This is a genomic window from Microbacterium flavum, from assembly GCF_018717645.1.
GTDB classification, from domain to species: domain Bacteria; phylum Actinomycetota; class Actinomycetes; order Actinomycetales; family Microbacteriaceae; genus Microbacterium; species Microbacterium flavum.
The window spans coordinates 144,108-170,714 of sequence record NZ_JAFLHG010000004.1; the positions used below are offsets into that span (position 1 = coordinate 144,108).

Below are 26,607 nucleotides of genomic sequence, written 5' to 3' on the forward strand. Positions count from 1 at the left end.
TGAGCGGCGTCGTCCGCCCGCGCCAGTTTAGGGCAGGTTCACAGACTCGTCGAAACCAGGCGGCGCCTGCCGCAGGTATCAGCCGCAGGTATCGGCGATCGCGACGTCGGTCGCGTGGATCATCGGCGTCGCGCGGAGTGCGAGCGGTCCGAAGGCACCGGACCCGGTGAACGTCGCCGTCACCGTGCCGGTCTCCCCCGGGCGCAGCGTCAGCTGGAGCGCCGCGACGGGGCGGCCGAGATCGGTGATGTCCGTCCGCAGGGGGACGATGTCGCGACCGTCCGCGGAGAACCCCGTGAACGTCGTCCCGGGAGGACCGTAGACGAACACCTCCGTCCGGAACTGCTTCGATCCCCACACGGCGCTCTTGACGTAGCGGGGCAGCGCGTCCGCGTCTTCCTGCGAGATGTCCAGATGCAGGCTCGTCGTCGCCGCGAACGTGCTCTCCGATCCGGAGCACGTGCGGCTCAGGTCGACGGCGGACTTCATGTAGTAGTCGATCTTTCCGGCGGACGCGTCGCGGAAGAACACGCCCATCGTGGTGGCGTCGGCGTTGTCGGTCGGGAGCACGCCGGCGACCTTCTGACCGTCGAGAAGCGCCGCGGCCTGCGGATCCTGCATCCACATCAGGATGTCGCCCTGGCCGATGCTCTCGTTGACGGCCCACAGCATGTCCTTGAGGTCGAAGGTCCCCGACGCGACCCGATCGAAGACGGTCGCCGCGACGGCGGCGAAGAACGCGTCGGACGCGCGCGCCTCCGCCTTGCTCGCGTACGGGTCCCACCAGGTGTAGACGTCCTTCAGGAGCACCGAGACGGCGTTCTTCGACGTGATCTCCACGTCGCCGACCGTGATCGGCCCGGTGGCCTCCAGGATGCGGCCGAGGGCGATCGGATCGATCGCGATCACGCCGTCGATCGGTCCGGGACTGATGTCGCGCTCCCAGAACGCCTTGAGCAGGCTGGCTGCGGTGGGGAAGTCGGGCCGGCTCATCGTCGTGTTGACATGGTCGACGAGGTATCGCGAGTACAGATCGATCGCGCTCTGATCGACGGGCACGTCGACGGCGACGTCCTGGCCGAAGTCGGCGCTGCTCGCCTGACCCTCGATCCGGATGTCCCCCCCGTCGACCGCGATCAGCGTCTGCGAGGCCGCGCTCCCGCCGAGCGCGAGCAGCTCCGCGTTGTTCTGGAAGGCGAGCAGGTATCGCTTGGGACCGTCCGAACCGAGGAGGGAGGGCACCAGCTCCAGCGCCGGTGCGGCGGAACCGACGACCGCGTCGACCTGATCGATCCCCGACCGCACCGGTCCGATGAGGAAGGGCGAGGATGCCGCGTCCGCGACGGACGCGGCCATCGCGCTGACATCGGGGGTCGCGGCGGCGAGCACGGGGAGCACGCGAGTGAAGGGCGAGCCCTCGCCACCGCCGTCGATCGCGGCGAGCGCCGGGACGCCGAGCTCGTTCGCGACGAGGTCGAGCGCCTCACTGGCGACCCGCACGGCCCGGAGGTTGTCGCCGGCCACCGGGATGAACTCGGCGACGCGCCAGATCGGGTCGTTGGATGCCGATGCCGCGGCCTGCGCATGACCGCCCATGCGGGTCATGCGCTCCTGCGTCGTCAGCTCCGAGTCCGACGAGGACAGCAGCCGCTGGGCGGATTCGAGCTCGGCCTTGACCGTGAGGGCGCGGAATCCGATCCATGCGGCTGCGCCGAGGATCACCACCATCGCGCACGCCACGACGATCCACGCCGTCCGCTTCCGGCTGCGTCGGCCTGCGGCTGCGGGCCGCTGGCCGCCGCCCGCCTCTGCTGCTCCAAGATCGCGTGCGGCTGACTCGCGCGCCGCGCGTCGGGTCTCGTGTTGCATCATTCGATTCTACCGACGGCCACCTGAGCGAACCCGGTCAGCCCGCGTCCGTCGACACGTGCTCGGAGATGATCACGCCGTCGCCCGGGATCGTCACCGAGACCTCGCCCTTCACGGACGGTGCCGTCGTGACCTTGCCGTCGAGCGTGAGCACGTCGAGTGGACCCTTCGAAGCGATCGTCGCCTGGACGGGACCACCGGTGGTGGAGAACGCGACGGTCGTCTTCTGTGCACCGGTGCCGAAGGCGTAGGACATCGTCCCCTCGGCGATCGGATCGGCGAGGGGCTGGGCGGCGCGGCCCGCCAGGGCGTGCGTCATCATCGCGTAGACGAATCCGGACGGCTTCGGGGTCAGCGCCGCGACCCCCTCGGTCGGGAAGTAGAAGAGTCCGGCGTTGCTCTCCATCGCCTTCGCCGGATCGTCGCTGTCGTTGACGAGGTCGTACCAGAACATCTTCTGGACGCCGTGGCCGAGCGTCACGGCGTACATCTTCAGGACGGAGGATGCCTGGACGGCGATCGTGTTCCATCCGGGGACCGACGGGTTGCCCAGTTCGGAGATCCACACCGGGCGGACGTCGCCCGCGTTCGTCCGCATGCTCTCGACGGACTGATCGACCGCCTCGCCGAGCTGCTGCTCGTTCAGAAGGTAGGGGTGGTAGCTGATGACGTCGGTGTAGGCCATCCCCCCGGCCTGCCAGAGCCCGTCGAACCAGGGCGCGTCATAGAGCGCGGTCGCACCGGCGACGACGGGCATGGCCGGGTCGACGGCCTTCACGCTCGTGTGGACCGCTTCCAGGAGGGGCACGTAGCAGGCCGGCTCCGTCCCGCAGGCGGAGGTGTTGAACCGCGCGTGGTTGAACTCGTTGTAGACCTCGACACCGACGAGGTCGAACCGCTGGACGATCGCCGCCGCGTAACGGCCGTAGGCGGCGAGCGCCTCCGGGTTGTCGGGGACCTTGTCGTTGCGGCTGTACAGCTTGTTGCCGTAGTTGACGATGCCGAGGACCTTGATGCCGTTCTGGTGCATCTTGTCGAATCCGTCGGCGTAGACCGGGTCCCAGTCGTACTGGCCGGCCACGGTCTCGTTGCGCCGCCACAGCACGTCGTTGCGGATCTCGGCACCGCCCACCGAGCGGGTGTAGCGCGCCGCCTTGTCGTACAGGGCGTTCTCGACGTGGACGCTGACACCGAAGCGGTCATCGGCGGTGGAGACCTCCCCGTCCACGATCGCGAAGGGCGCGGTGGTGACCGTCCCCGCGGCATCCGTGAGATGCAGGATGTAGTAGCCCTGGCCGAGGGAGGAGACGGGGATGCTCGCGACCGAGCCGTCGGAGGAGAGCGAGCCGTCGTCGACGACCGGATCGTCGGGCGAGGTGCCGTCGCCGCGCGTGACCGTCCACGTCGCCGCACCGGGCGTGAGCACGACGGCGAGCGCGGCCGTCTCCGTCCGGAGCATCAGCGAGGTATTGACGAGGCGGTGCGCGAAGGCGACGTCCTCGAAAGACGGGTTCGGGACGACGTTGGCGGTCTTCTCGCCCTTGTCCGTGGCCTTGTCCGTGGCCTTCCCTGACGCGGCGGGCGTGCCGGATGTCGCCGGCGTCTCGGTGAGGACGATGTCATCGATCGCCAGACCGGTCACGGGGGCATCGACGCGGAGCGCGATGGCGAGCTCGGAGGCACCCGCCGCCGTCACCGTCCCGGTGATCTCGGTCCACGAGGCATCCAGCGCCGGCACCGCGATCTCGGTGGATCCGACCTCGAACGCGGCCGGCACACGCGTGCGCTCGGGCGACAGGAGCCGGGCGCGTGCGGAGAACCGATACTCGGCGCCGTCGACGACCGGGACGGTGATCTGAGCGACCCGGAGCGGGGCGTCGACGGTCGGGGCCTCGATGGCGAGCGCGACCTTCCCGTCGGCGGCTCCGCCGACCTCCGGCCCGACCTCCGCGACGGCGGTCCGCGGAGCGAGCTGCCAGTCGGCGATCGTCCCCTCGACCGCTGCGACGTGGGGCAGCGGCACGATCGTCGGCGTGGGCGACGGTGAGGCGCTGACCGCCGGCGAGGCGGTCGGCGACGTCGATGATCCGAGCACGATGGCGGCCGTCACGCCGATCCCCCCGAGGACGAGGAGGGCGCCGAGGCCGGTGAGGATGAGGGTGCGACGTCGCATGCGCGGAGGGGTTCCCTTCGTGGTGCGGCGCCCGCAGGAGCGGACGTCCGAGGAGGTGGGCGGCTCAGTCGCTGCCGTAGATGTCGCGGGTGTAGACCTTGTCCGCGACGTGCGCGAGGGCGTCGGCGGTCCGGTTCGCGATGATGACATCGCTCCGTGTCAGGAAGTCGTCGAGATCGCGGACGACCTCGGAGTGGAAGAACTCGTCCCCGTCGAGGGTGGGTTCGTACACGAGCACCTCGACGCCCTTCGCCTTGATGCGCTTCATGATCCCCTGGATCGATGAGGCGCGGAAGTTGTCGGAGCCGGACTTCATGATGAGGCGGTAGACGCCCACGGTGCGGGGGTTCCGGCCGAGGATGTCGGCGGCGACGAAGTCCTTCCGCGTGCGATTGGCATCGACGATCGCGGCGATGAGGTTCTGCGGCACCTGCGAGTAGTTGGCGAGGAGCTGCTTGGTGTCCTTCGGCAGGCAGTACCCGCCGTACCCGAAGGAGGGGTTGTTGTAGTGCGAGCCGATGCGGGGGTCGAGGCCCACCCCCTCGATGATCTGCTTCGTGTCGAGACCGTGGACGGCCGCATAGGTGTCCAGCTCGTTGAAGTAGGCGACCCTCAGGGCCAGGTAGGTGTTGGCGAAGAGCTTGATCGCCTCGGCCTCGGTGGAGTCGGTGAGCAGAACCGGCACGTCGGAGTCGATCGCCCCCTCGAGCATGAGGTCCGCGAAGCGCGCTCCGGCAGGGCCGCGATCGCCGACGACGATGCGGGAGGGGTGCAGGTTGTCGTAGAGCGCGCGGCCCTCACGGAGGAACTCCGGCGAGAAGATGACCGTGACGCCCGGACGCTCGGCACGCATGCGATCCGTGAATCCGACCGGCACGGTGGACTTGACGACGATCACGGCGGCCGGGTTGAGGGTCGCCACGGCGTCGATCACCGACTCCACCGACGAGGTGTCGAAGAAGTTGCTCGTCTCGTCGTAGTTCGTCGGCGTCGCGATGACGACGTACTCGGCATCGCGGTAGGCGGATGCCGCGTCGAGGGTGGCGGTCAGGCGCAGCTCCCGGGTCGCGAGATAGTCCTCGAGCTCGGCATCCGCGATCGGCGACTCGCGACGGGCGAGCATCGCGACCTTCTCCTCGTCGATGTCCACGGCGACCACATCGTGGTGCTGAGCGAGGATCACGGCGTTGGAAAGTCCGACATATCCAGTCCCGGCGATCGCGATCTTCACCGTCCCAGCGTATCGGGCCGGGCAGGACCCCCCCGACCGGATAAAGTCGACCGCGATGCCGTCGGTCCCTCTTGTCTCCATCGTCCTGCCGGTCTTCGACGACGCGTCGACGCTCCGAGCCGCCCTCGACAGCGCCGTGGCGCAGACGCTGATGGACGTGGAGATCATCTGTGTCGACGACGCCTCGACGGACGCTACGGCGGCCATCGTGGACGGGTTCGCGCAGCGCGACAGCCGCGTGCGCCTCATCCGTCACGACCGCAATCGCACGGCCTTCCAGGCCCGCCGCACCGGCATCCTCGCGGCGCGCGCGGAGCACGTGATGTTCCTCGACGGGGACGACGAACTCGCCCCGCGGGCAGCGGAGGTCGCCCTCGCGCAGGCGCACGCGTCCGGAGCGGACCTCGTCGGATTCGGGGTGACGGTCATCGAGGCCGACGGTTGGTCGGGCGGGACGTACGAGCGGCGCCTGCAACCGGTGCACCGGCGGCTCGAGGGGGAGGCCGTCCTCTCGGAGCTCTTCCCGGCCGGCCGCCCCGCGCAGGGCCAGCTGTGGCGGCACCTGTTCCGCACCGACCTCCTCCGCGAGGCGTACGCCCTCCTTCCGGACGACCTCGCCCTGCCACGTGTCAACGATCTTCCGCTGCTGTTCCTCGCGGCCGCACTCGCGCGCTGCTACGTCTCCACCCCCGAACGCCTCTACCGCTACCACTTCGGTCGCGGAGGGAGCGGTCACCGGGTCGATTCGATCGAGCGCGCCGAGTTCTACGCGTCCGCGATCTCCTCCGTCGACGCGATCGCCGCGGCCGTCGAGACCATCGCCGCCGCGAGGCCCGACGCGCAGGCCCTGCGCCGCTCCTACGCCTCGATGCGCTCGTCCATCATCGGCTACGTCGCGTTCCAGCTGACGGAGAAGGCCGACGGACCGGTCCTGGATGCGGCGCTCGCGCACCTGCACACGATGGCTTCCGCCCACGACATCGTGCACGCTGCCGCGACGTTCTACCCGCGCACGCTGAGCACCCTGCGCCGCCACACCCCCTGGCAGCCGCAGACCGATCGGCCGGTGCGCAGCATCCTGCTCGCGACCTCGACGCTGCGCACCGGCGGTGTCTCCGCCGTCATCCGCACGCAGGCGCGCTATCTGCAGGAAGAGGGATACCGCGTGACGATCGTCGCGCGCAGCGGCGGCAGCGAGGCGCACGCGGTGCCCGCCGGCGTGGCATTCGTCGAGATGACGGCGCGCGCCCTGCCTGCACAGCTCGAGGAGTGGGGCCGGATCTGCCGTGATCACGAGGTCGACGTCGTCCTCGACCATCAGATCCTCTACACGCCGCACTGGCCCGAGTTCGCACTCATGGCACGCGCCGAGGGCGCTGCGACCATCGGCTGGCTGCACAACTTCGTCGGACGCCCCATCTACGACGGCACCGATCGACTGACCCTCATCGAGGAGTGCGCGGGCACACTCACGCACATCGTGACGCTCTCCCCTCTGGATGTCGCCTACTTCCGTCTGCGCGGCATCTCGCATGTCTCGTGGGCGCCGAACCCGCCATCGCCCCTCCTGAGCGAGAGTGTCGCGCATCCGCCGGCGAAGCGGCCTCCGACCGGGCGAGTGGAGCTCGTGTGGTGGGGGCGGCTGGAGGAGCGGACGAAGCAGGTGCGTCAGCTCATCGAGGTCGGCGTCCACCTGAGTCGGATGGCAGTCGACTTCCGACTCACCGTCATCGGCCCCGACTGGACCGACCTGACCGCCCGAGCGTTCAACGCCGCGGCGCGCCGGCGGGGAGTGGGTGCTCACGTGCGGGCCGTCGGCCCCCGGCACGGGCGCGAGCTCGTCCGCGCGATCGACCGGGCGGACGCGTTCGTGTCGACGAGCATCATCGAGGGATACCAGCTCACGATCGCCGAGGCGCAGGCGCGCGGACTCCCGGTCTTCATGTACGAACTGCCCTGGCTGACCCTCGTGCAGCACAACGCGGGGGTCGTCGCCGTTCCGCAGGGGGACGCCCACGCACTCGCCGCGCGCATCGCCGACGCGACCGGTGACCCCAACGAGTACGCGCGGCTGTCGACCGCTTCCCGAGCGGCGGCAGCTCATGCGACCGATCACGACATCCCCCGTCTGTACCGCGAGATCGTCACGGGCACGGTGAGCGAGGAGTACTCTCCGGCGCCGACCCCGGATGACGCACGGCAACTCCTCGGGCTCTTCGTCTTCTTCGCAGAGCGGTCGCACCGGCGGGGACGCAGCGCGGCCGACTCCTCGCTCTCGCCGGGGGCGCGGGTGTGGGCGGCGGCGGCGCCGGTCGGTCGCGCGACACTGCGACGCATCCCGGGGCTTCGTCCGCTCGCGCACCGCGCGAAGGGATGGCTGGGCGCGCGCTGACCCCGCTCGCCTCAGCCCGCCGGAACCTCTTCTGCGGGCGGGCTCGGGACGACCGGCTGCGTCTCTTCGGGCTGCGGGGAAGGAGCCGGATCTGTCGGCTGAGCCGTGGGTGACGGTTCCGGATCCTGTGTCGGCGATGTCTCCTCGGTAATTACCTCGGACCCGTTCGAGGTTCCGGAGTCGCCGGTCGAGTTGTCAACCTCGGAATCATCCGTGTACGTGTCCGTCTCCACCTCATCATCAGGCACCGGGGTGGCCGTCGGCTCGGGGGGGAGCACACGGGCGACGGTGACGGTCGAACTGACCCGACTGCCCTCACCGCCCGCGACGGTGAGGGTGTACACGCGGCTCTCCTCGGTGCAGGGGAATGCGACGGTGTACGCCTCCGCCGTTTCGGTGAGTCCGCTCACGAGCGGCTGGTCGATCGCGTCCACCGTGGCGGCGCCCTGCGCGAGCGCGACCCATACGGCATCGTCCGACGCCCAGCTGAGCGAGATGTCAGCCGTTCCGGTCGGAGCCGCGCACGCCGCCGTCGGGGCGGATGCCGAGAACCCGCCGATGGTCGGCGCGGCGGCGAGCGCTCGCGGCGTCGTGGCGTCGTCGCCCGCACGCGACATGCTGCCGACAGCCGCGACCGCGGCCCCCGCGGCCGCGGCCACGAGGATCGCCGCGCCGGTGATGAGCCCGATCATCACGCGCCGGCGCACGCGCTCCGATGCCTCCTGCCGATACCGTTCGCGCCGCGCGACCGTCCGCAGACCTTCGGTCGGGGCGATGATCTCCTTCGCGTCCAGGGCCGCATCGGCGAGGAGCTTCTCCAACGGAGAGACCGCAGGCTCGGGAACGCGCGTCTTGTCACGGGCGAACTGCGTGGCGGCGGCTTCGGGGGCCGACGCCGTCGGGACCTTGCCCGTGGCCGCTGCGCCGACGGCGCCGCCGCCCGGCTGCTTCGTCCAGCGGACGTAGTCGTTGATGACTTCTTTCGAGGGCCCGTCGGCCCGCAGCTCCCCCTTGTGGATCCACAGCACGCGCTCACACGTATCGCGCAGAGAACTCGCGGAATGACTGACGATCATCACCAGCCCAGCGCTCTGCTGAAGTTCGCGGATGCGCTGCTCGCTCTTGACCTTGAACCGGCGGTCTCCCACGGAGAGCGCCTCATCGATCAGGAGGATCGAGTGCGCCCGCGCCGACGCGATGGCGAAGCGGAGCCGGGCGCCCATCCCCGACGAGTACGTCCGCATGGGGTGGTAGAGGAATTCGTTCAGCTCGGCGAAGTCGGCGATCTCGTCGACCTGCGCCGCAGCCTCCTCGGGGGTGAACCCCATGGCGAGGAGCCCGAGCTTGATGTTGTTCTCGCCCGACATGTCCGGCATGAGAGCCGCGTTCACTCCGAGGAGGACCGGCCGGTCGGCCGCGCGAATCGTCCCGTGGACCGTCGGGATGAGACCACTCATCGCGCGGAACAGGGTGGACTTGCCCGATCCGTTGTGACCGATGACGCCGACCGTCTCACCCTCGCGCGCCGTGAAGGTCACGCCCCTGAGCGCGTGCACGGTCTTCAGCCCCCGCCCGCCGCGAGCGGCGTTGCGGTTGAACAGGCTCTCGCGCGCACTCATCGGCTTGCCCGACGCGTAGACGCGGTAGTCCACGTGTGCGTCGTCCACCACCATCATCGGGCGGGGTGCAGATGCATCCGCTGCGGTGTCGGTGTGCGGAAGGAGGAGGTCAGTCACTGAGCCCGTACCTCGCTTCCGCACGCCAGAAGTAGACGACGCCGACCACGACCGCGACGGCCGCCCAGATCGGCGCCGCCCACACAGCCAGCTCGGGGGCGGGATGCGACGGCAGCATCGCACCACGCACGAGGGCGATGAAGTCGTAGGTGGGGATCAGGTGGGCGATCGTGAGGACCACCGGGTTGTCGGCGAACACCTTGTCGACCTGGAAGAAGATCGAGCTCGCGTAGAAGAGGACGCGGTTGATGATCGGGATGACCTGCTGGACGTCTCGAGCCCACACGGACATGCGCGCAACGATCAGCGCAACGCCGAGGTTGAACACCGCCATCATCGCCATGATCGGAATCACCAGCACCCACGTCCACGACACGGGGACCCCGAAGATGAGAAGCAGGACGCCGAGCAGAACCATGATCGGGATGGTCCGCATCGCCTGCTCGAGCACGACCGAGACGGGGAGCAGGATGCGCGGGAAGCCGAGGCTTTGAACGAGCTTGGCGTTGCCGGTGATCGCGCGCGAGCCTGCGCCGAAGCATCCTGTGAAGAATTCGAAGACGAACACCCCGGTGATCAGATACGGAACCCAATCATTGGGGCGGGCGTCGCTGGAGAGGACCGCGCCGAAGATGGTGCCGTATATGATGGCCGTCATCGTGGGCTTGAGGACGATCCACAGCATGCCGAGCCTGTTGCGCAGGAGACTGCCGACCAGTCGATAGCTCGCAAGCGTGAAGGCGAAGGTACGGCGACGCCAGGCCTCCGCGAGATAGTCGCCGAGCGGAGGACGACGACCCACCTCGTACAGGCCGTCGAGCGAGGGCTCCAGACGCAACTCCATCCGGTTCCCCCTCTCCTTCGACCTCAGATCTCATCACCCGGGCATGGGCACACTCCGATCGAGCATATCGCGACGCTCTGTTCAGGCGACGCGCGCCATCACCGCGTGGATTCGCGAGGTCAGGTCGGCGATGTCTGCCCGCGCGGCGTCCACGGCCGGAGCAAGCCCCGGAAGGTGCGCCTCGAAGCGCGCGGCGAACTCGCCGAACTCGTCGTAACGCCCCACGAGAGCGCCGAGGCCCGCCGCGCTCAGAAGCCGAGCGATCTTCTGCGGGTCGCTGCCGGAGCCGATCGGATATCCGCCCTCGGTCGCTCCGATGATCAGACCGTGCGCGCGGTCGCTGATGACGGCGACCGAACGGCCATAGATCGCACGCGTCTGCTCGTCGAGATCCGCGTGCCTCATCGACCGCGGCATGGCGTACTCCCCACCGAGCGCTTCGGCGAGCTTGACGGCACGAGGCGCATCGCGTGCAACCTGCGCGAGCGTGACCACGCGGACTCCGAGACCCGCCGCGAACGCGCGGACGGCGGCAATCCACTCCTCTCCCGGCCAGGCCCGGTCGAACCGCATGGTGACCGCGAGGACGTCGCGCGACGCGGCGGGCACCCATGAATCGGTGCTTCGACCGAGCGCGTACGCCCAATCGGGGGCGAAATCTCCGAACCCTGCGGCATCCCGAGACCCCTGATCGCGCCACGACATCACCGCTGCTTCGCGGAAGGCGGGGTCGAACGTCACACCTGCAAGGGTGTTCACGCTCTTCAATCCGATCCCGGCGACGATGGCTGCGCCTCCTGCGGAGACGACCCGAGCCAGCTCCGCCGCTCTCCGCGGGCCGGGGAAGACTCCCGCCCGCGGGTTCGTCTCGCCGGCGTTGAACGCATGGACGGGCCGTGATGCATCACGCTCCGCTGCCGCCCACGCCCCGCGCTCCGCGTAGATCGTGACGTCGGGTCCCTCATCGAATGCCGAGACGTAATCCGTCGTCGGCGCGCCGAGGAACACGTGCACGTGCCTTCCGGGGCCCCGGAGGGCGCGGAGGTAGGCGATCCTCAACGCGGAGTCACCGAGGTTGTCGTCCTGCCCCGCCAGCTGCGCGAAGACGTGCTGTGTCATTTTTGTGGTCACCACCCCCCACCCTATTCTTGGTCGAATGAGCGCCGCGTCCTTCTCCTCGTCGGATGGCGCCCCACGAGTGACGGTCCTGAGCCGTCCCCCGCAGCACAAGGTCCGCTACGTCGATCAGCTCGTCGGAGACGACTCCGCGGGTGCCGCGCCGCGGGAGGTGGAGTACAGCTTCACCCCGACTCTCCGTCGTTCGGACGCTGCCGATGTCGTCTTCTTGCCGCATCCCGACGCTGTGCTCGGCGGCGGACGGACTCCCGCCCGCGAACAGGAGCGTCACGCTCGTCGATTCGTCCGCACGTTGCGGCGCCGCGGGATCGCTCTCGTCTCACTCCGGGACAGCCACCGCCCCCATCATCCGCGGGACGTGTCACGGGCGATGCAGACACTCGACCATGCCACCACCACCTACGTCCGCGTCGACTTCCCGGGCGACGACGGGGATGATGCTCGCGTCGTGCGCATCCCCCTCAGCCACCTGCGAAACCGCTTCGCCGGCTACCCTCGGCGCGAGATGGTGGCCGGACGCCTGGTGATCGCCGCAAGCGAGTATCTCGACGCCGCTTACGAAGCCACTCTGAAAGTCTTCGGGATCGCACGACTGGAAGAGTGGACTCTTCACGTTGTGGGACAGGTCCCCGGGCGCCTGGTCGCCTCGTTCGATCGCAGCGCAGCGGCGCATCCGGGCCGCATCGTCCTGCGCGCAGGAATGCTGTCCGATGCCGCACGGATCGAGGAGATCACGCAGGCTGAGCTCGTCATCATCTCGGCGCCGGGCGCCGCTGACTCGATCGAAACGATGATGCTCGCGCTCTCGCTCGATCGCCCCGTGCTGGTTCAGCAGACGGCGATGTCGAGATCCCTTGCGACCGCGGTGGGGCCCGGGTGGGTGCGCACGCACGAAGGACTGCTCACGGCCGTGAAGCTGGAGAACGCCATCGCAGATCTGCGGGCCGACCCGCCGTCCGGATCGCCCGTCCTCACGGCGATGGACCCCAACCAGGTGGCGGCGAGCTACCAGGCGGCTTTCGTCGAGGCGGCTGCTCTCGGCCACACGCGTCGTCGACGCCCCGCGAAATCGGAGCGCGCATGACCACGCCGGTCGGAACCCTTTCGATCGTCATCACCGCCGACGGCGCCGCCGCCGAGTCTCTTCTGGCAACGCTCGAATCGGTCGCTGCGGCGCGGCTGCCGAGCACAGAGATCATCTGCGTCGTGGCCGCATCCGATCCCCACGCGGCGATCGCGTCACGGATGCCCGACGATGTGCACGTGCGTGTCGTCACGACAGACGCCGACGCCACCAGATCTCACTCCCGACGACGGGGACTGCGGGCGACATCCGGCGCGTATATCGCCTTCCTCGTGGCCGGCGACCTTCTCAGCGACCCGACGGCGCTCGCTCGCGCCCGCGCAAGCGTCACTCCGTCACCCGACGGCCCTGCCGCGGATGTCGTCGTGTTCGACCGACCCGCACGAAACGAGAAGACCTCTGCCTCGGCGCGCCGCTCGCCGCGCGCGGTCCGCCGGTCGCCCGATGCCATCCTCGGCACGTTCGCATCGGATGTCGATGGGCCGCACGTCCGCAGCCGCCTCCTTCTCCGCAGCAGCATCCTGCGCGACATCGACCGCCGGCTGGGCGACATCGACGCTTTCGAGGACACCGTCGTGATGCTCCTGGCCGCAGCAGCCGGCGCATCGTTCGTCCTGGCGCCCTCGGCTGCGGCGGCGTTCGAACGCCGGGGGGAATCCGCGGCGGGGGCGGCGCACCCCGACGCCGTTCGGAATGCCACCCGCGCTGTCTCCGCCGCCGTCGCGATCGAGCCGGTCGTCAGCGAGAGCGCGCGTCACTCACCCAATCCCGAACCTCTGCTCCTCGGTTACGAGGGCATCCGCGAGCGGGCGATCGGGGATGCCCTCGAAGGTGCCGCCGGTCTTCCCGAACCGCAGGGCGCGAAGGCACTGGACGACCTGCGGATGATCGTGAGCGAGGCGGACATCGTGGCCGCCGCAGCACGGTCAGCTCGCGTCCTCGCATTCGTCGCCTCACGTACCGCGCCTGTCCCGCTCGGGAGCAGACCGGTGCGCAGCGTCCTCCTCACCACGAACATCGTCACGACAGGAGGGGTGTCGGGGGTTCTCCTGACGCAGGCTCGATTCCTCATCGATGCCGGCCATCGGGTCACCGTCGTCGCGCATCGCGCAGGCAGCGACGAGTCGGCGCTCCCGCCGGGAGCAGCCTTCGAGCAGATCACCGGTGCCACCAAAGCGGAGCGGATGCGGAAGTGGATGGAGGTCTGCCGTCGCCATGAGATCGATCTCGTCATCGACCATCGGGTGCTCTACTCCCGGGACTGGCACGAATACGCCCTCGTCTCGACGGGCGCTGGGATCCCCACCATCGGCTGGATCCACAATTTCGCCGCACGACCCACATACAACGGCAACGACCTCCATACGCTGCTCGCGGCGTACCTTCCCGTACTGGCGCGGCTGATCGTCCTCTCCCCCTTGGATGTCGCATTCTGGAAGCTGCGGGGCATCGACCGCACGTCCTACCTGCCGAATCCCCCCTCGCCTCTCCTGCTCTCCTCCGCCGGATCCGGACGGCCGAGACTCGCTCCGGCGGGCAGGCGCCTGGAGCTGGTGTGGTGGGGACGGCTGGAGGAACACACGAAGAAGGTGACGGCACTGGTCGATGTCGCCTCATCCCTGAAGCGCTCGGGCGTGGATTTCCGACTTCGCATCGTGGGACCGGACTGGACGGACATGTCGGCGTCCACGCTTCGGGATCTCGTTTCGAAGAGGTCACTGGACGGGATGGTCGAGATCACAGGCCCCCTGCACGGGCAGGAGCTTCTCGATGCCGTCGACTCATCCGACCTCTTCGTCAATACGAGCATCATCGAGGGGTATCCGCTGACCCTGTCGGAAGCGCAGGCCCGCGGGCTGCCCGTGGCGATGTACGACCTCCCGTGGCTCGCGCTGCTGGAGGCCAACGACGGGGTGCTGACCGTCCCCCAGGGAGACGCCGACGCGCTGGCCGCAGCGATCGCCGATCTCGCTTCCGACCCGAACGCGTACGAGGCGGCATCGCGCGCTTCGATCGCTGCGGCGCAGAGAGCCGTCAGCCACGATTTCGCCACCCTGTACGCTCAGCTCGTCCGTGGTGCGCTCCCGGAATCCTTCTCCCCCGCTCCCACCAGGGAGGATGCCGAGCGCCTCCTCCGACTCCTCCTGTTCTTCGCAGAGAACGCGACATTCGTCCCGGCGCGTGTGCCCTCCCGTCGAGGTGGCCGGCGAGCCACCGGAAGAGCGAACGGACGCGGTACGTCCTGGGCCGCACGCCTCGAGAGTCGACTCACTCCCCTGGGGCATGATCTCGTGACGGTCTTTCCGTGGGCGCGTCCCGCCGCGCGGAGGGTCAAGAACGCCCTCCTCCGCCGATGACCTGCGGCCTCCAGTGCGAAACGGTGAATCATGACTGAACCCCCCGCCACCCCGATTCGCACCTCGACGGGTACGGACCGGTCGCCACTCGTCTCCATCGTCATCCCCGTCTTCAACGACGCGGCGGTGATCGCGAACGCTCTGGACAGCTGTACCCGGCAGACGCTGTCGGAGATCGAGATCATCGTCGTCGACGATGCGTCCACCGATGACACCGTCGCCATCGTGCGGGAGCGCGCCGCCGCAGACGGCCGGATCCGACTGATCACGCACGAAGCCAACCGGTCCGCGTTCCAGAGCCGGCGTGACGGTGTCCGTGCGGCGACTGCTGCGCACCTCATGTTCCTCGACGGCGACGATGAACTCGTCGACGACGCCGCCGCGGTCGCGCTTGGGCACGCACGGGAGACCGGAGCGGAGCTCGTGCAGTTCGGAATCGACGTCGTCCGCCCGGACGGAACCACCGGGGGAAGGTTCGAGAACAGGCTGCAGCCTCGACTGCGCGACGCCCGTGGCGCGGACGTCCTGCGCGGACTCTTCCCCATCGGCGAACTCGCCCAGGGTCAGCTGTGGCGCTTCCTGTACTCCACCCGCCTGCTCGTCGATGCCTACGCGGCCGCGCCGGCCGACCTCGTTCTGCCGCGGGTGAACGATCTTCCGATCGCCTTTCTCGCAGCAGCCCTCGCGCAGTCCCACTCTTCCCTGCCGAACCACCTCTATCGCTATTACTTCGGTCGTGGCGGCAGCGGGCAACGCGTCAAGGACCTCGATTCCGCGCGGTTCTACGCAGGCGCCATCTCGTCCATCGATTCGATCGCAGCGGCGGTCGAGACGGTGGCATCGGGGAGCGCACATGCTCAGCTCATCCGCGACACGTACGAGTCGGTCAGGTCATCGCTCATCGGGTACACGACGCATTACCTCGCCGACCACACCCTCGACGCGCTCCGCGACGAGGTCTTCGCACACCTGTACACGCTCGTGGACCCCGCAGAGGTGGTTCACGCGACGGCGCGGCATTGGCCGGACGCGCTCGAGACGCTTGCCGCCCACTCCGGGCGCACCGAGCTGGGCACGCGCGAGATCCAACGCGTCGCACTGTCGACCAACGCGTTGAGGACGGGCGGGGTCTCCGGCGTGATCCTCTCGCAAGCCCGGACCCTGCTCGAGGCGGGCGTCGGCGTCACGATCGTGGCGCGCGAGCCCGGCAGCGACACATCACTGCTGCCTACTGGCGCGCGATTCGTCGAGTTCAGCGGCGCAAAGCTCGCCGACCATCTGGAGCAGTGGAGCGACCTCTGCCGCTCCCACCGCATCGATGTGGCCGTCGATCACCACTTCCTCTATTCGAAGACATGGCCGGCGTTCGCACTCGCCGCCCATGCGAACGGGGTCCCGACGATCGCGTGGGCGCACAACTTCGCAGGTCGGGCGGTGCTGCTGGGCATCGACAATCTGCGATTCCACCTTCGCCACGTTCACTCCCTGGCACATCTCGTGGTCCTCTCGCCCCTGGACGTCGCATTCTGGAAGCTGCAGGGGATGCAGCGGGTCAGCTACCTCCCCAACCCGCCATCGCCGCTGCTCCTCGACACCCCTGCGAGAATGCGCGCCAAGGAGGCGCCAACCGATCGTCGCCTCGAGCTGGTCTGGTTCGGCCGGCTCGACGAACGCACGAAGCGGGTCAGCGAGCTTCTCCGCGTCGCCGCAGACCTCGACGCGCGCGGTGTCGACTTCCGGATGCGCATCGTCGGGCCGGGCTGGCGGGATCTCGCACCCCAGACCGTCAACGCGCAGGCTGCCGAGATGGGTCTCGCGGATCGGGTTCAGGCGACGGGCCCGCTGAAGGGTGCCGAACTGGTGCGCGTGATCGACTCCTCCGATGTTCTCGTCTGCACGAGCATCATCGAGGGCTATCCGCTGACGATCCCCGAGGCGCAGTCGCGCGGACTTCCCGTCGCGATGTACGACCTGCCTTGGCTCGCGGTCCTGGACGACAACGAGGGCATCGTCTCGGTCGAGCAGGGTGACGCGGCGGCGCTCGCGGCGGAGATCGCCGCGATCGCCACGACCCCGGAGCGCTATGCGTCGTTGTCTCGCGGTTCTCTGGCGGCGGCCGATCGAGAACGCGGACGTGATTATGCCGCTCTCTATGCTCAGCTCTTCGAGGACCGTCTTCCGCGGATGTTCTCGCCAGAGCCATCCGTCGGCGACGCGGAGTCGCTTCTCGACCTGGTGATCCACTTCGCAGAGGACAACGCGCGTCGCCAGCGCGCACTCGTGGCTGCCCGCGCCGACACCACGTCGAAGCCCCCTCAGGAGAAGCGCGGCGGGGCTGCAGATCTCGTGGCGCGGGTCACTCCCTTCGCGCACAGCATCCTGGACGTTGCGCCGTGGCTGCGACCGACCGCTGCGCGCGTCAAGCACGCGTTGCTGCGGCGGTGACCCACGGCCACCTGATGACGAGTGAGAATGCCCCGCACCGTCGCGAAGGCTCGCGTCCGGCGCAGGTCGCCGCTGCGAAGCCATGGAATAGCATCAGCTGATGCGAGGTCGGCCGGGAGATAAGGGGCGCGGAGTGCTTTCGCGCTTCAAGAAGTCGACGCCGGCGCCCCCCGCGCCTGTCCCTTCCCCGGCGGGTTCCCGATCGGATGATGCGGGTGCCGCGGCGGCGCTGCTCGACAGTGGCATCTTCGACCACTCGTTCTATGGCGAGGTCATGAGCCAGGAGGACCGGACACCTCGCGAACTCGCCGCACACTATGTCGCTCATGGGCTCGAGGCGGGGTACGCCCCCCATCCGCTCATCGAGATCAGCTTCCTTCCTCCGGCTGTTCGCGATGCTCGGCGTCAACCGGACGCGGTCACGGACGTGCTCGAGTACTTGCGCACAGACGAGGCGCGCGCGCACGCGTGGGGGCCCCTGTTCGACCCGCGCGTACTCGCAGAAGACCCGGTGGACGCCCTCGCGGGACTTCACCCGCATGAGAAACTGCCGGTGCCGGTCGATTTCTCGGGAGCCGCTCCTACCCTTTCCCAGGCACGCGACGCGCTCCTCCGATTCGAGGCGACGTTCCGCGATCAGCGCGCCGCCCGGTTGGCGTGGCGTCGTCGCAGATGGGACCGCGAAGCGACTCAGCAATGGGTGTCGCGCATGCCCTCGCCCGCCACCAGAGGGGATTCACTCGTCTCCGCGATCATGGTCGTGAGCACGAGCGAAGAGTCCGTGGGGGAAGCGATCGAATCGTTCCTCGCGCAAACCTATGCACGCTTCGAGTTGATCGTGGTCGACGTGACGTCCGCCGATCACACCCGCGAGATCATCGATGACCATGCACGACGCGACGCGCGCGTGCGGCGGGTGGACGGAAGTCGCGGGGACCGCGGCGAGGCACGACGGGTCGGCCTCCGAGAATCAGCAGGCGATTTCGTGACGTTCCTCGACGGTGACCACACCTGGTCACGGCGCTTTCTCGAACTCTCCCTCGGAGCACTCGAGCGGGCGCCTGAGGCTGTCGCCTCCCATGCCGCCGTCCGTCGCCGCAACGACGAAGGCGAGATCGAGTATCAGGGCGGGAAGGTCCAGCTGGCCGAACTCGAGTTCGCAAACCCCGTCGACCTGACCGTCCTCCTCGCTCGGTCGGCGCCGCTGAGGCAGATCGCGGGCCATGCCGACCGCGAGTCCTGGTCCGACAGGGAGCTGGTGTCCCACCTGGCGAAAGCCGGGGAACTGGAATACCTGCCCTTCATCGGCGCTGACGAGGACGTCAGCGCCGCCGGCCCGCACGTCTCGCCGGATGAGTCGGCGCGCTGGCGGAGCATCATGGAGAGGCCGCATCTGAGCGAGGCATCGCCTGAGCGCGACGCGCCCCGTCCTCGTGTTCCAGACCGCACCAGCCTCGTCGTCGTCGTCGACGGTTCGATCGGACATGCAGCGCGCTCGGTCGATCGAGCCCTCCACACGTTCACCGGTGACCTCGACATCGTCCTGGTCGATACCGACTCCTCCGCCGCCGTCGGCCGGCGGTTGCTTCTCCGGTACATCGGCGAAAGCCGCGTGCAGTACCTCCGCCTGCCGACATCCACGGGTTTCGCCAGCGCAGCGAACTACGGATTCTGGCACGCGACCGGCGCGCGCGTCGCGTTTCTCGACAGCGATTCGGACCCCAGGGATGGCTGGTTGGACGAACTGTGTCAGGAACTTCGCAACACGGGCGCGCGTGCGGCGCAAGCCCTGATCGTGAACGCGGACTACACGGTCCGACACGCCGGATATGCCTTCTACGAGGGGGTGCCCCTTCCGAGCGCGTTGCTCACCGGCCTCACGATCGACGATGCGTTGGCCGCCGATACCGACGATCTGACAGCAGTGAGCGCGGTGGGAGGTCTCTTCGACGCCGACTTCTTCGCGAAGCTCTCCGGATTCGATCCGCTCTACGCGGACGGGATGGAGGACGTCGATCTGTGCCTGCGCGGGAGGCGCGACATCCCCCACGTACGATTCGCCTGCGTTCCTCGCGCGCTCGTCGTTCGTGAGCCGTCAGCGGCCGGCTCTCAGAAGCCACGCCGCGTCGCCAGTCGCAGATTCGCGGAGCGCTGGGGGGATCAGAGCCATCGAGACGACCGCCGCCGATACCTTTCGATCTCGATGACCGTCACGGGGTTCGCATCCGTTCTCGACGGCCGACACCCGACGGCGATTCCCGTCCTCGCCCGTGCGGTCGATGCCCACCGGGACCTCACTGCTGCTTCCCTGCGCTGGGCGATCAAGACGGGAGCGCCCTGCACGCGAGGGGGGGATCACTGGGGCGACGTGGCGTTCGCCGACGATCTCGCCCGGGCGCTCCGCGGACGGGGGCACGATGCCGTCGTCGACAGGTACGAAGCCTGGGACCGCGCAACGTCCTACCTGGACGACGTCGTTCTCACTCTGCGCGGAAGACACCCCATCCCCCCGCAGCCGGGCGCACTGAACATCCTGTGGGTGATCAGCAGGCCTGATCTCGTGACGGTGGAGGAGGTCAGGTCGTACGATCTCGTCTTCGCGGCATCTCAGAAGTGGTCGAGGTGGATGACTGAGCGGTCGGGGCGGACAGTGGAGCCCCTCCTCCAGGCGACGGCACCCGAGCGATTCCACGCGGATGTCGTACCCGTAGACCGCCCAGACGACATCATCTTCGTCGGCGGAAGCCACGGCCACGAGTTCGGTCGCGCAATCGTCGGTCTCGCGTTGGAAGCCGACGCCCCCGTGGGCCTCTGGGGCCCGGGCTGGGGCAAGCTCGCTCCCCCGCACGCGGTGCGCGACGGATACCTCGACTTCGATGACCTACCCCGCGCGTATCGGGCGGCGAACATCGTCCTCAATGACCACTACCCGGACATGGCCGGGTGGGCGTTCATCAACAACCGCATGTTCGATGCCGTCGCGTGCGGCACGCCGGTGATCAGTGACGCCATCGAGGGGCTCGAGCTCTTCGAAGGAGCTGTGGAGACCGCGGACTCCGTCGAGCGCATGCGGGAGCTCGTCAACGACCGCAGCTGGATTCCTTCGAGCGAGAACATGGCGCACATCGCCTCGAGAATACGCACCGAGCACTCGTTCGATGCGCGCGCAGGGCACCTCATCGCCGCCGTCCGATCGGCGCGCGCTACACCGGTGTGACCGTAGAGCCCTTCAACGAGAACTCCTGCGGCGCGTATTCTTGCTCTCCCCTGTCGCGCAACGCTCGAACGCCCGAGATCGCTGCGCGAATGTCCGAGAACTCGACGCCCTCGAGTTGCCAGGGCGCGAACTTCCACCAGGCGAGATCCAGCAGCTCGGCCACGATGTCGTCCGCGAATCGTCGCCCGATGACCTTCGCGGGCACGCCTCCCACAATGGTGTAGGGCTCCACATCCTTGGTGACAACAGCACCCGCCGCCAGCACGGCGCCGTCGCCGATGGTCACGCCCGGCATCACCTGGACACCGAATCCCATCCAGACATCGTTGCCGATAGCGGTGCGCGCGCGCGTCACGTCGCTGGCGAGCTGGTTGTTGCGAGCCGTCGGCGAATACTGGGTGTATTCCTCGTGGAAGGCGAACTCCGGTGATGTCGCAATCCGGAAGCTCCGCTGGTACTGGAAGGGGTTGGTCGACAACCACGACATCGGATGATTGAAATGACCGACGTGCGCACTCGCTTCGATCGAACAATAGCGGCCGACGTCGGTCGCCCAGAACCCTCCGTCCGCCGCATACGAGAACGCGCCGAACCTGCACGCACCCGCGAAAGCGGCACGGTTGGTCCGCGTCGGCCCCTCCCAGCGGAACTCGTGCGCGACCCCGAGCGACCCCATGGACCCCGGGTGCGCGTCCAGCCCGTACCGCCGGAGGGCGGCGGACCGCTCCGCGGGTACTCCGGGGATCTCTTCGCTCACGCCTACGCGCCCTTTCCTTCGGGTCTTCTCCGGATTCCGGCGGCCACCGAGTCTCCGCACTACGGGGGCCTGGAGCGCCTCCACGGCCCTCTCGATACTCTCCGACGCTGCGACCCCGTGCACCCCGGGCCGGTCTCGGCCCGAGGATGAACGTAGCGCTTCTCTCGCCGCGTCGGCGACACCCGCAGGATCCAATCCGTAAGGCATCATCGGATCCCAGTACTCCGCATACGCGTCCACCTTCGATTTGCGCAGGCTGACCCGCGGCACACCGTAGGACTCGGCGACGATCCGGCCATGGAGAGAACCTCCGACCCACAGCCGAGCTCCCGCGATCTCGTCGATCCGCGGGTAGACACCCCGTGCAGACGAGACCGTCACGTGCGCACCCCGCTGCCGACAGTCCGCAGCCAACGCCGTGACGCCGTCGACGCTGTCATGTCCCGGCGCGGTGCCCGCCAGGAACAGGCGGACCTCGGTGCGAGCGGCACCGGCGAGGTCGACGATCGCACGACGCCAGGCCTCCGCTCCATGAGCCTCGATGGCGGCCTGAGGGAGATGGACGAGGATGTACTCATCGCTCGCAGGTGCCGGCGTATACCGCTGGCTGATCGTGTGCGCGAAGTCGGGCGCAAGCTCATGCTCGATGTCCAGTGCGTCCAGCACGCCGCTCGATCGAGGATCTCGCACGCCGATGTAGCTCGCTTCGCGGAGAGTGTCCGCCACCTCCCGCATGCGCTCGTCCGAGATCGTGCGAACTCCGGCCAGGCCCACCGAGGTGAGTGCAAGCGACGCGTTCTCCGTGCTCGTCAGGGCGCTGGGGCGGGGAATGTAGGGAGCCGCGTACAGAACGCCGCCCATCGCCTCGGCCATCCGCTCGTGTGCGCGTTCGGGAGGCATCCGCAGCAGGGCGGCTAGCGCCGCCTCGCCGAAGCGCGTCTTGTACACATACTCCTGCGACGTGGCGCCGACCTCGCCGCCCACCACCCAGATCCCTGTGGCGCCCGTGTCGCGTAGCGTCGCCCCTGCCGCGAGGAGCTCGACGCCGAGGTCGTGCCGCATATCTGCGGCAACAGGGGTCGCCAGAACGAGATCGAAGCGTTCTCGGGCGACCGCTCTCGCGAGCTCTGCATACAGCAGGTCGCCGAAATTATCGCGTTCGAACGCACCCACACCCACGATGCGAGAGCGCCCCGATGCCACCCTGGCCGACTCCATCCGGGGTCAAGCCGTCCGCAGGGCATGATCCACCGCGGCACTCTGCCGCACGGTGGATTCGATGAACTCGTCGAAGCGCTTCTGCTGTCCCGACAGCATCCGATGCTCCACCAACCAGGGGAGGCCGTCGATCCTCGCCCCATCGGAGCGGACCTCCGCCACGACGCTGCTGAGAGCGTCGATCCAATCGGTGATCGTATTCGGGACGACCTCCACGCCGGGCACTGATGCGTCTCGGTACGGTCCTACTGCGCTTGCGACCGTCCGCAGGCCGAGCCCGAGGTACTCGAGCAGCTCCAGATCGGACCTGTGGGTGTTCCGCTCAGCGTCTTCGAGCGGGGCGATGGCGAAGTCGACGCGAGCGGACAGATCTCGCAACCACTCCACGAGCTTCGGATACTGGCGGGCAGATTCGGGCACCTCCACGCTCGACATCCAGTCTCGGTCCCGCCGCAACTCATCCATCTGCACCCCCGACAGGGGACCTACGACGAGCAGCCGAAAGTCTGGGTTCGCGGCGGCGAACACGTCGAGCGCGGGAAGAATCGATTCCAGATCTCCCTCGAGTGCCCTGTTGCCGAGGCAGAGCGCGCGCATTTTTCCGTCCGCAGACCGGGCCCGCGGCGGTACGCGCCACAGCCGATCGCTGAGGGCTGCAGGAAACACCGAAGTGCCCACGCCCCCGCGCGAGAGCCGGTCCCTCAGAAGCTCATTCGAGACTGAGAGCGAAGCAGCACGGTCCAGCAAGGCACGGGAGGTCGACGCGTTGCCGGCGGGCTCCGAATGGCGCTCCCGTGCTGGCTGGGTCGAGTTGAGATCGTCATCCAGCTCTGCGATCAACGGCACACGCGAGGCGTCGAGCGCGTTCGAGAGTCCAGCGCCTGCCGTCCCGGGAACCGCGGTGGGCTGCACGAGAAGACCATCCAGGAGATCCTGCTGTATGGACGCGACAGCGCTCTCGGTATTCACTCGCACGTAATCCACACGGCGAGCTGCGCTATTGCGGGTTCGCTCCCACACCCGGATGTGCGTGGACTCCGGGGCCTGCGCGAAGTCGCGAGAGGAGGGCGCCAATACGCCGACCCGAACCACGCTGCTTGCCCGATCGTCACTCAGAAGCTGCCGGTAGATGTCGAGATAACGCAGGCTCATCTGGGTCGTCGTCCATGCCATACCCCAGCCATGCTGCCACTCTCGCACCCCGTCCAGGGCCGCCACCCGGTTCTTGCGGTCGAAGAGCGCGGACGTGATCTGGTTCAGCAACGAAGGCCCCTCCATCCCCGCGAGGACCCAGCCCGCGCCGAAGCGCCGTACCCGCTGAGCGACGTTCGGGAAGTCGAGAACGAAGACGGGAAGGCCGACGCTCCACATCTCGGTGAGCGTGTGGCAGTACGTCTCGTCCCATATCGAGAGAACGACACCTGCGTGGGGCGCGATCTTCTCCACCAGGCGACCGAATTCGCTGCGATCGTAGGAACCGTGCTGAACGATCCGCGATCCGTCCGGCCCGAACGAGGCTTTCATCGTTCCCAGGACATGCCACTCGATGTCACGCGAAGTATCTGCAGCGGCGATGGCGCGAAGAACCTCTCGACCTTTCGCAGCGGAGATTCCTCCGGGGACGAGGATCCTCAAGGGCTCACCGTGGGCTGGCGTAGCCGCCACCGAACGGAACCGATCGAAATCTCGGCCGTGCTCGATGACGTGGAACCGCGATACGTCCAACTCCGGGAAGCGGGACGCGATCAGATCTCGTGCGCTATCCGACGTCGTGACGTACGCATCGCACACCTCGATCGCCGACCAGAAACGGCGTTGCCACCAGTGGAGCCATGAGCCGGAGGGTGTGGGGAACTGGCTCCCACGCCACCCGGTGTCGCGGTACTCCGACGCCGACGGAGTGTAGGCATCGCCCAGATAGACGCCCTCATCGTCGATGAGTTTGAGGTTGGGTGACAGCGCGTAGAAGTCGTGGAACGACAGCACGACCTCCATGCCCAGCTCTTTGGCGATGCGCGGCAACGACAGCGAATGCCAGAGCAGGTGACGAATGTGGACGACGTCGAATCCGAAGTGATCGAGCCATGAAGCGACGACCGCGTCGTACTCCGGCGATATGTGCCTGATCGGTTCGACCGCGTCTCGCAGAACGTGGGAGCGCACCTCCTCGATGTCGCCATCGACGACCCTGCTCAACGTGACCTCTCTCGAGTCGCATCGCAGGATCCACGGGTCGATCGCGTCTTCGAGCGCGTTCATCAGATCAGCATTCGTCTGCGGAGTGCCCCCGGTATTCGTCGAGATCACGAACAGCACCCGGGGCGAGTCCGCGGTCCCGCTCTGCGCATCCGAGAGCGCCAATCGGGCGCGATTGCGCGCAAGCGCGATCCGAGGACTCTCCCGGAACGTGCGAATGACGTGCGAGTACTCCGGGTAACGAGCATCGATCACCGCGCGGCCGGAGGCCAGAAGATCGCCCTTGCTCTCGCCGAAGCTCTTCGAACGGTCGTGGAACACGTAGGTACGGTCATCGATCACATGGATCCAGCCCGCGCGTCCCGCTCGCATGCAGAAGTCGTTCTCTTCGCCGTACCCGCGCGGGAAGGCGACCTCGTCGAGCGCGCCGAGCTCGTCGATGCACAGCCGGCTGATCCACATGCAGAAGCCGTTTCCAGTAGGCACCCGTGGATAGAGTCCGAGCGATCGTCGACGGAAGGCGCGGGCATAGGTGATCTCATCGACCCCGGCGGGAAGAGGATTGTCGTTCCCGATGTTCGGCGCCGAGAATGCACCAGCACGATCAGACATCGCCGTCACCGTTGCGATCCGTGCTGAGCTCGTCGACGCGGTGAGGATGCCCTGGAGCCATCCCGGAGTCACTCTGGCGTCCGAGTTGAGGAGGATGACATCGTCGCGATCGGCCGCGGCTATACCGCGGTTCACGGTGCGGGTGAACCCCAGATTCTCGTCGTTCCGGAGGATTCGCAGCTGAGGAGAGCCCTCGTACCGCCCCAGGATCTCGCGCACCCTCGGGTCGGAGGAGCAATCATCGATGAGGATGATCGTCGCGTGCGAAGGCGTGTACGCCAGCAGACGTTCGATGCACACCTCGACATCGTCCGCAGCGTTGTAGATCGGGACGATGATCGCAACCGGCCGTGTGGGCACCGTGTGCACGATCGACGAGCCTCCGCGCGTGCGGAGGGGGGAAGCAACGACCTTGACCTCATCGCTCATCGTCTTGTCGGGGAACCGAAGCGCCAGCGTGTGCGTGTCACCGTCGAGAAGCCATTCGAGCAGCGGATTCGTGAACGTGAGACCTCCGCGCCCCGTCGACAAGCCGGCCTTGACCAGATCGCGACGCGGGACGTCGGTCTTCGCCGTGGTGTAGGGGTGACCGTCGAGGAGGACCTCGACCTCGAAGGTCTCCGCGGGCGCGTTCTCGTTCACTGCCCACCCGCGCATCGCGACGGCGTCGGTGACTTCGACACGACCCCGGTAGGAGTCCTTGAGGGGGGCGGCCGCAACCTCCCGCGAGATGATCGTCGCTCCGCTCGCAGGATCACGCAGCGAAACCGTCACGACGTCGAGCGTTCGGCTTATCGCCTCGACCGGAACCCTGAATCCGAACCCACCCGCGGCGGACTCCCCGTCGACCCACGTCGGCAGCGGGCTGTCGCAGACGACGCCGGCGGTGACGAGCTGATCGTCCAGGTAGAGGTCGGCGGCGATCGGATCGGTCGAGCCGTCCCTGCGCACCCACCCCTCGATCGCCTTGTTCTGCGGGTCGGCGATCCCGCCCGCCCACGGCGTGCTGGTGTGAGTGATCAGCGATGGGTCAGTCGGGGCTCCCTCCGCCGGGACTCCCCGCGCGGGCTTTTGCGGGATCCCCCCCGCGAGGTCAAGCGTCGGCGTGTCTCGCACCGCTGAGGGCGCTGCGCGACGCCGCTGGGCGCCTGCGGCGTGGGCAGACCCACCGCCGCGGTACCGCGCCAGGCGCCCGTTCAATCGATTCTCGAAGTTCCGAACGGTGGCGTTCAGTCGCGCGCTGAGCGTCTGGCGGGTGTCGATGACGAGGACCACGATCAGCACCTGAAGCAGTCCGATCGATACGAGGGCCCCGATCGGCCAGAGGAGAGTGATCACT

The 26,607-nt window shown here is 68.1% G+C and carries 13 protein-coding genes; 5 read left to right on the plus strand and 8 right to left on the minus strand.

Annotated elements, in window-relative coordinates; translation table 11 throughout:
- Positions 1-78: 78 nt before the first annotated feature.
- The 3 genes from J0P97_RS05860 to J0P97_RS05870 form a co-directional block, all read right to left on the minus strand.
- A complete protein-coding gene (locus J0P97_RS05860; protein WP_215486837.1) occupies positions 79-1,869 on the minus strand; it encodes a DUF4012 domain-containing protein in 1,791 nt (596 codons plus the stop codon).
- Between the two features lie 37 nt (positions 1,870-1,906).
- The gene (locus J0P97_RS05865) at positions 1,907-4,042 is read right to left on the minus strand and encodes a hypothetical protein (RefSeq protein ID WP_215486838.1); all 2,136 of its coding nucleotides are present in this window, start codon (positions 4,040-4,042) and stop codon (positions 1,907-1,909) included.
- 64 nt (positions 4,043-4,106) lie between these two features.
- Positions 4,107-5,273, minus strand: coding sequence for a nucleotide sugar dehydrogenase (locus tag J0P97_RS05870; protein ID WP_215486839.1), 1,167 nt, complete (start codon positions 5,271-5,273; stop codon positions 4,107-4,109).
- Positions 5,274-5,328: 55 nt separating this feature from the next.
- Here J0P97_RS05870 and J0P97_RS05875 point away from each other — a divergent pair, with 55 nt between their 5' ends.
- Positions 5,329-7,665, plus strand: a complete 2,337-nt coding sequence (locus tag J0P97_RS05875) for a glycosyltransferase (RefSeq protein WP_215486840.1) — start codon at positions 5,329-5,331, stop codon at positions 7,663-7,665.
- Positions 7,666-7,676: 11 nt separating this feature from the next.
- On the opposite strand, the gene J0P97_RS05880 is transcribed toward J0P97_RS05875, so the two are convergent.
- The 3 genes from J0P97_RS05880 to J0P97_RS05890 all read right to left on the minus strand — a co-directional run bounded on the left by J0P97_RS05880 (position 7,677) and on the right by J0P97_RS05890 (position 11,376).
- The gene (locus J0P97_RS05880; protein WP_308163453.1) at positions 7,677-9,401 is read right to left on the minus strand and encodes an ABC transporter ATP-binding protein; all 1,725 of its coding nucleotides are present in this window, start codon (positions 9,399-9,401) and stop codon (positions 7,677-7,679) included.
- Positions 9,394-10,245 (minus strand): ABC transporter permease, encoded by an 852-nt coding sequence (locus J0P97_RS05885; protein WP_215486841.1) that lies wholly within the window; start codon positions 10,243-10,245, stop codon positions 9,394-9,396. Before J0P97_RS05885 ends, J0P97_RS05880 begins: the two co-directional genes overlap by 8 nt.
- Before the next feature lie 81 nt (positions 10,246-10,326).
- Positions 10,327-11,376: a hypothetical protein gene (locus J0P97_RS05890; protein WP_308163454.1), complete on the minus strand. Its 1,050-nt coding sequence runs from the start codon at positions 11,374-11,376 to the stop codon at positions 10,327-10,329.
- A gap of 25 nt (positions 11,377-11,401) precedes the next feature.
- Here J0P97_RS05890 and J0P97_RS05895 point away from each other — a divergent pair, with 25 nt between their 5' ends.
- From J0P97_RS05895 to J0P97_RS05910, 4 genes are all read left to right on the plus strand, one after another.
- Complete coding sequence (locus J0P97_RS05895) at positions 11,402-12,466, plus strand: hypothetical protein (RefSeq protein ID WP_215486842.1); 1,065 nt, start codon at positions 11,402-11,404, stop codon at positions 12,464-12,466.
- Positions 12,463-14,823, plus strand: coding sequence for a glycosyltransferase (locus tag J0P97_RS05900; RefSeq protein WP_215486843.1), 2,361 nt, complete (start codon positions 12,463-12,465; stop codon positions 14,821-14,823). Before J0P97_RS05895 ends, J0P97_RS05900 begins: the two co-directional genes overlap by 4 nt.
- A gap of 30 nt (positions 14,824-14,853) precedes the next feature.
- Positions 14,854-17,268 (plus strand): glycosyltransferase, encoded by a 2,415-nt coding sequence (locus J0P97_RS05905; RefSeq protein WP_215486844.1) that lies wholly within the window; start codon positions 14,854-14,856, stop codon positions 17,266-17,268.
- A gap of 709 nt (positions 17,269-17,977) precedes the next feature.
- Positions 17,978-20,485, plus strand: a complete 2,508-nt coding sequence (locus J0P97_RS05910; RefSeq protein ID WP_215486845.1) for a glycosyltransferase — start codon at positions 17,978-17,980, stop codon at positions 20,483-20,485.
- On the opposite strand, the gene J0P97_RS15750 is transcribed toward J0P97_RS05910, so the two are convergent.
- Together J0P97_RS15750 and J0P97_RS05920 are read right to left on the minus strand one after the other, a co-directional pair.
- A complete protein-coding gene (locus J0P97_RS15750) occupies positions 20,472-22,415 on the minus strand; it encodes a polysaccharide pyruvyl transferase family protein (protein ID WP_215486846.1) in 1,944 nt (647 codons plus the stop codon). The genes J0P97_RS05910 and J0P97_RS15750 overlap by 14 nt on opposite strands.
- 51 nt (positions 22,416-22,466) lie before the next feature.
- Complete coding sequence (locus J0P97_RS05920) at positions 22,467-25,910, minus strand: glycosyltransferase (RefSeq protein WP_215486847.1); 3,444 nt, start codon at positions 25,908-25,910, stop codon at positions 22,467-22,469.
- Between the last annotated feature and the right edge of the window lie 697 nt (positions 25,911-26,607).

What these genes read in the sequence shown, in the direction of transcription:
- J0P97_RS05885 (WP_215486841.1), bottom strand. Translation starts at nt 10,245, where the DNA reads ATGGAGTTGCGTCTGGAGCCCTCGCTCGACGGCCTGTACGAGGTGGGT.
- J0P97_RS05905 (WP_215486844.1), top strand. Translation starts at nt 14,854, where the DNA reads ATGACTGAACCCCCCGCCACCCCGATTCGCACCTCGACGGGTACGGAC.
- J0P97_RS05910 (WP_215486845.1), top strand. Translation starts at nt 17,978, where the DNA reads ATGCCCTCGCCCGCCACCAGAGGGGATTCACTCGTCTCCGCGATCATG.
- J0P97_RS05860 (WP_215486837.1), bottom strand. Translation starts at nt 1,869, where the DNA reads ATGCAACACGAGACCCGACGCGCGGCGCGCGAGTCAGCCGCACGCGAT.
- J0P97_RS05895 (WP_215486842.1), top strand. Translation starts at nt 11,402, where the DNA reads ATGAGCGCCGCGTCCTTCTCCTCGTCGGATGGCGCCCCACGAGTGACG.
- J0P97_RS05865 (WP_215486838.1), bottom strand. Translation starts at nt 4,042, where the DNA reads ATGCGACGTCGCACCCTCATCCTCACCGGCCTCGGCGCCCTCCTCGTC.
- J0P97_RS05900 (WP_215486843.1), top strand. Translation starts at nt 12,463, where the DNA reads ATGACCACGCCGGTCGGAACCCTTTCGATCGTCATCACCGCCGACGGC.
- J0P97_RS05875 (WP_215486840.1), top strand. Translation starts at nt 5,329, where the DNA reads ATGCCGTCGGTCCCTCTTGTCTCCATCGTCCTGCCGGTCTTCGACGAC.